At 68.3% G+C, this 5,863-nt stretch carries 1 protein-coding gene; it reads right to left on the bottom strand.

Annotation, left to right across the window (positions count from 1 at the left end):
• Positions 1-5,863, bottom strand: a 5,863-nt coding sequence (locus BLU09_RS37915) for a non-ribosomal peptide synthetase (RefSeq protein ID WP_143043285.1), incomplete at both ends; no start/stop codon positions are given.

The raw sequence follows: 5,863 nt of genomic DNA, 5'->3' as shown, positions 1-5,863 counted from the left end.
TCACCACCAGCTCTCCACCCGCAGCCACCTCGTCCGCCAGCTTCTCCTGCGCCACCAGCAGCGCCACCCCCGCCTCCCGCTTCATCCACCCCAGCCGCTCCAGCGGGTAGCTCGCGTCCAGCGGCACGTACACTCCTCCCGCCTTCAGAATCCCCAGCGCGCTCACCACCCACTCCAACGAGCGCTCCACGCACAACCCCACTCGTACCTCGGGCCCCACTCCCATTCCCCTCAGGTGGTGCGCCAACTGGTTTGCTCGGCGATTCAACGCCTCGTAACTCACCTGCTGCCCTGCCCACTCCACCGCCACCGCGCCCGGTGTCCTCTCCACCTGCGCTTCAAACAACTCCGCCAGCGACGCCTCCCTCGGGTACTCCTCTCGCCGCCCGCTCCACTCCTCCACCAAGCGGCGACGCTCCTCCTCCGACATCATCGACAGCTCGCCCAGGCGCGTCTCCGGATTCGTGACTGCGGCCTCCAGCAGCACCGACACCTGCTTCAGCAGCCGCTCCGCCGTCTTCGCCTCGAACAGGTCGCTGTTGTAATTGACTGACGCGGCGGCACCTTCCGGTAGCTCGACGACGAACATCGACAGGTCGAACTTCGACGTCTGAATCCGCGCGTCCATCACCGTCAGCGACAATCCCTGTCGCAGCTTCACTTCGGGCGCAGGCGTGTTCTGAAGTGTCAGGGAGACTTGAAACAACGGGCTGCGACTCAGGTCCCGCTCCGGCTGCAATGCCTCCACCAGCTTCTCGAATGGGACGTCCTGGTGCGCGTAGGCGCCCAGGGTCACCTCACGCACCTGCGCCAACATGTCCCGGAAGGAAAGCTCGGGACGTACGCGAGCCCTCAGCACCAGGGTATTGGCGAAGTTGCCGATGAGCCCCTCCGTCTCCGCCTGCGTGCGACCCGCGATGGGGAAGCCCACGCTGATGTCGTCCTGCCCCGAGAGCCGCCACAACACCGTCTGATACGCAGCCAGCAGCACCATGAACGGCGTGGCCCCTTCTCGCCGCGCGGTCGCCTCCACTTGCTGCCACAGCGCCTTCGGCCACATCTGCCGCTGGACGCCGCCTCGAAAGGTCTGCGCCGCGGGGCGAGGCCTGTCCGTGGGGAGATCCAGGAATCGCGGCGCGCCCGCCAGTGCCTCGCGCCAGTAGCGAACCTGCGATTCCAACACCTCGCCCTTCAACCACTCGCGCTGCCAGAGCGCGTAGTCCGCGTACTGCACGGGCAGCTCCGGCAAGGGTGACGGCAGCCCTTGCGAGAACGCGTCGTAGAGCGCCGCCAACTCCCGAAGCAGCACGCTCGCGGACCAGCCGTCCGAGACAATGTGGTGCAACAGCAGCACGAGGACGTGCACCTGCTCGGACTGCTTCAACAGCAGGGGGCGTAGCAGCGGCCCACGCGCGAGCTCGAATGAGCGGTCGACTTCCGCGCGCACCCGGCGCCGCACCTCGGACTCATCCTGGGCGCCCAACTCCACCACGGAGAGGTGGACCGGCGATGGCGAAGCGATGCACTGGACAGGTGCTCCACCCTCATCCGGGAAGGCCGTACGCAGGACTTCATGACGGCGCACCAGCTCCGAGAAGGCTCGCTCCAGGACAGACACATCCAGGAGGCCCTCCACCCGCAGCACATACGGTACGTTGTATTCGGTGCCGCCCGGCTTCAGCCGATCCAGGAACCACAGTCGCTGCTGCGCGAATGACAGCGGCACCCGGCCCTCCCGAGGCATCGGACGCAGCGCGGGCAGCGTCTGGCTTCGAGTCGCCTGCTCCACCTGCTGGGCAAAGGACCTCAATGTGGGCGCCTCGAAGAGGGCGCGTAGCGGGACATCTACGCCCAGGACCGCACGCACACGCGCCACCACCTGCGTGGCCAGGAGCGAATGTCCACCCGACGCGAAGAAGTCGTCCTCCCGGCCCACCCGCTCCATTCGCAAGACGTGGGCCCAGACAGCGGCCAACGACTCTTCCATGGGGGAAGCCGGCGCCGCATAGGCGGAAGCCGGGCCACGCGCCGACACGTCCGGCACGGGCAGCGCGCGCCAGTCCACCTTGCCGTTGGGCGTCAGCGGCAAGGCTTCCAGCACCACCAGCGCCGACGGCACCATGTGCCCAGGAAGCCGCTGCTGGAGGAAGGCCCTGAGGGCCGCGATGTCCGGAGCCGCCCGGGCCGTACGAACGGCGTAGCCCACCAGCCGTTTGTCTCCAGGCACCTCTTCTCGCGCGACCACCACCGCGTCCTGGACGTCGGGATGCGCTCTGAGCACCGCCGCCACTTCTCCGGGTTCCACCCGGAACCCTCTCACCTTCACCTGGAAGTCCGTCCGCCCGATGAACTCCAGTTGCCCATCCCCCAACCACCGCACCTTGTCCCCCGTGCGGTACATCCTCGCACCAGCCTCCCCACTGTACGGGTCCGGCACGTACCGCTCCGCCGTCAACTCCGGGCGCCCGACGTACCCTCGCGTGACCTGCGCTCCTCCCACATACAACTCTCCCCCCACGCCCACCGGCACAGGGCGCAGGCTCCCGTCCAGCACGTACACCCGCGTGTTGCTCATCGGCCGTCCCAGCGGCACCGTCGCGGGTGACTCCGCTCGACGCGGCAGCGCTACTCGCCCCGCCAGCACCCCCACCGTCGTCTCCGTCGGGCCGTAGTGGTTGTGCACCTCGCACCCGGGCGCCAACGCCGCCACCTGCTCCAGCAGGCTCCACGAGGCGGCCTCTCCTCCCACCACCAGCCGCTTCGTCGGCAACACCTGCCCTGGCGCGGCGCCACTCATCAGCGCCGCGAGGTGCGAGGGCACCACCTTCAAACACTCCACCCCATGCCGCTGGAAGTACTCCTCCACACCCGCCGCGCTGCTTGCCCGCTCCTGCGTCAGCACATGCAGCAGTCCCCCCGTCCACAGCGCCGCGTACAGCACCGTGTTTCCCAGGTCCGCCGCCAACGTCGACACCAGCGCGAAGCGTGTGCACTCCGCCAACCCCAGCCGCGCATTCGCCGCTTCCACGTAGTTGGCAAGCTGCCCGTGTGTGACCGCCACGCCCTTGGGCCGCCCCGTGCTTCCGGATGTGAACAGCACGTACGCCAGTTGCTCGGGTTGCACCTCTACCCGCGGCGCTTCCGTCGGCTGCGACTCGATCCGCGCCGCGTCTCCATCCATCTCCACCCGGCGCGCCGACAGTCCCTCGAAAGTCGTCGCATGCCGAGCCTGCGTCACCACCACCGGCGCGGCTACTTCTTCCACCAGCGCGCGGAGGCGGGACTCGGGCTGCTCGGAGTCCAGCGGCACGTATGCACCTCCCGCTTTCAAGATCCCCAGCATCGCCACCACCCACTCCACGCCCCGCTCCAGGCACAGCGCCACTGGCACTTCCGCGCCCACCCCCATTCCCCTCAATTGGTGCGCCACCTGATTGGCCTGCGCCTCCAACTGGCGGTACGTCAGCTCCCGCTCCTCGCACCGCACCGCGGGCGCCTCCGGCGTCCGCTCCGCGTGGTGCTCGACGCGCCGGTGGACAGCCTCCCACGGGAGAGCCGTTGCCGAGCCGTTCCATTCCACCAGCACCTGATGACGCTCGGCATCGGTCAGCAGCGGTATCTCGGAGAGGCGCGATTCGGGCCGCGTGGTGACGGCCTTCAGCACCTGCTCCAGGTGGAACACCATCCGCTCCGCCGTGGCCACCGTGAAGAGGTCGGTGCTGAACTGGAGCAAGCCCTCGAAACCCCGTGGTGTCTCCCCCAGACTCAACGAAAGCTCGAAGCGCGCCGCCTCCTTGTCGATCAACCCCATCGGCTTCACGGTCAGCCCGGGCAGCGCCAACGGCCCCACCGGGGCGTTCTGCAATACGAAGAGGACCTGGAAGAGCGCGCTGCGCCCCAGGTCCCGCTCGGGTTTCAGATGCTCCACGAGCTTCTCGAAGGGAAGGTCCTGATGCTCGTATACCCCCAGTGTGCGCTCACGCACCTGCGCCAGCAGCTCGCGGAAGGTGGCATGGGGCTGGACCTGGGCGCGGAGGACCAGGGTGTTGACGAAGAAGCCGATGAGCCCCTCCGTCTCTTCGTACCGGCGACCCGCGATAGGCGAGCCCACCAGCACGTCCTCCTGCCCCGAGTAGCGCGACAGCAGGAACTGGAAGGCCGCCAGCAGCACCATGAAGGGCGTGGCTCCCTCCGCATGGGCCAGCGCCGTCACGGCGTCGCTCATCGGCCGTGGCAACCGCACCGGCACCCATGCTCCACGGTGCGACAACGTGGCCGGCCTGGCCTTGTCGGTAGGCAGCTCCAGATGAGGAGGCGCGCCAGACAGCTGCTGCCGCCACCAGTCGAGCTGTGTCTCCAGCACGGCCCCACTCAGCCATTGCCGCTGCCACACCGCGTAGTCCGCGTACTGCACGGGCAGCTCCGGCAACCCGGGAGACCGTCCTTCGAGGAAGGCCGCATAGAGCGCGCCCAACTCGCGGACCAGCACGCCCAGCGACCAGCCATCCGAGACGATGTGATGCAGCACCAGCACCAGGGCGTGCACATCCGGCGACAGCCGCGACAGCCCCACGCGCATCAAGGGGCCGCGCTCCAGATGAAACGGCCGCAGGGCTGTTCGCGTCGCACGCGCGCGGAATTCGGCCTCGCGCTCCTCTTCCGGCTGCGTGCTCAAGTCCTCGAAGGCGAGCTGGACGTCCATGGCCGGATGGATGACCTGGACAGGCTGTCCCTCGTGGGAGGCAAACGTGGTGCGCAACGACTCATGGCGCGCCACCAGCGCGGAGAACGCGCGCTGCAACGCGCCCACATCGAGTGAGCCCTCGATCCGGAGGACGATGGGGACGTTGTAGCTGACACTGCCCGGGTGGAGCTGGTCGATGAACCAGAGCCGCTGCTGGGCGAACGACACGGGCAATGCGCCCATGCGAGCTACCCGGGTCAGCGCTGGCACGCTCGGCGACGCCGCTTCCCGCGCCGCCTCCTCGATTCGCAGCGCGAGCCCTTCGAGAGCCGGTGACGCGAAGAGCGTGCGCAGGGGCAACTCCACGCCGAAGGCGGAGCGGATGTGCGCGATGAGCTGCGTGGCCAGCAACGAGTGCCCACCCAACTCGAAGAAGTCAGCGTCCGCGCTCACCCGCTCGATGCCCAGCACTTCACACCAGATGATGCTCAGCCGCTGCTCGGTGGCCGTACGCGGCTCGATGTGCTGACGCGGCTCGGAAGGACCCGCGTCGGAGGCCAACAGTGCCTTGCGGTCGACCTTGCCGTTGGGCGTCAGCGGCAGTGCCTCCAACACCACCACCACCGACGGCACCATGTACTCCGGCAGCTTCTGCCTCACGTACTCCTTCAGCGCCCCTCCCTCTCCCCCAGGCGCCACCACGTACGCCTCCACCCGCTTCTCCTGCCCCTCTCCCCTCACCACCGCTGCCGCTTCCTTCACCTGCGCGTGCTGCTTCAGCGCCTCCTCCACCTCCCCCAACTCAATCCGGTAACCCCTCACCTTCACCTGCGCGTCCCGGCGCCCCAGAAACTCCAGCACCCCACCCTCCTGCCACCTCACCTCGTCCCCTGTCCGGTACAGCCGCTCCCCCTCCCCAAACGGTGACGGCACGAAGCGCTCCGCCGTCCACTCCGGCCTCCCCACGTACCCCTCCGCCAGCCCCTCCCCTCCCACGTACAACTCGCCCCTCACCCCTACCGGCACCGGACGCATTCCCTCGTCCAGCACGTACACCCGCGTATTCCCCACCGGCTTCCCAATGGGCACCGTCAACCCCACGTCCTCCTCTGCTACCCGGTGCACTGTCGTGAATGTCGTCCCCTCCGTCGGCCCGTACCCGTTGAGGAGGATGCCCCC

This window comes from Myxococcus virescens, from assembly GCF_900101905.1.
GTDB lineage: Bacteria > Myxococcota > Myxococcia > Myxococcales > Myxococcaceae > Myxococcus > Myxococcus virescens.
Note: the sequence above shows the minus strand (reverse complement) of the source record. Positions and strands in the feature narration are given on the sequence as shown.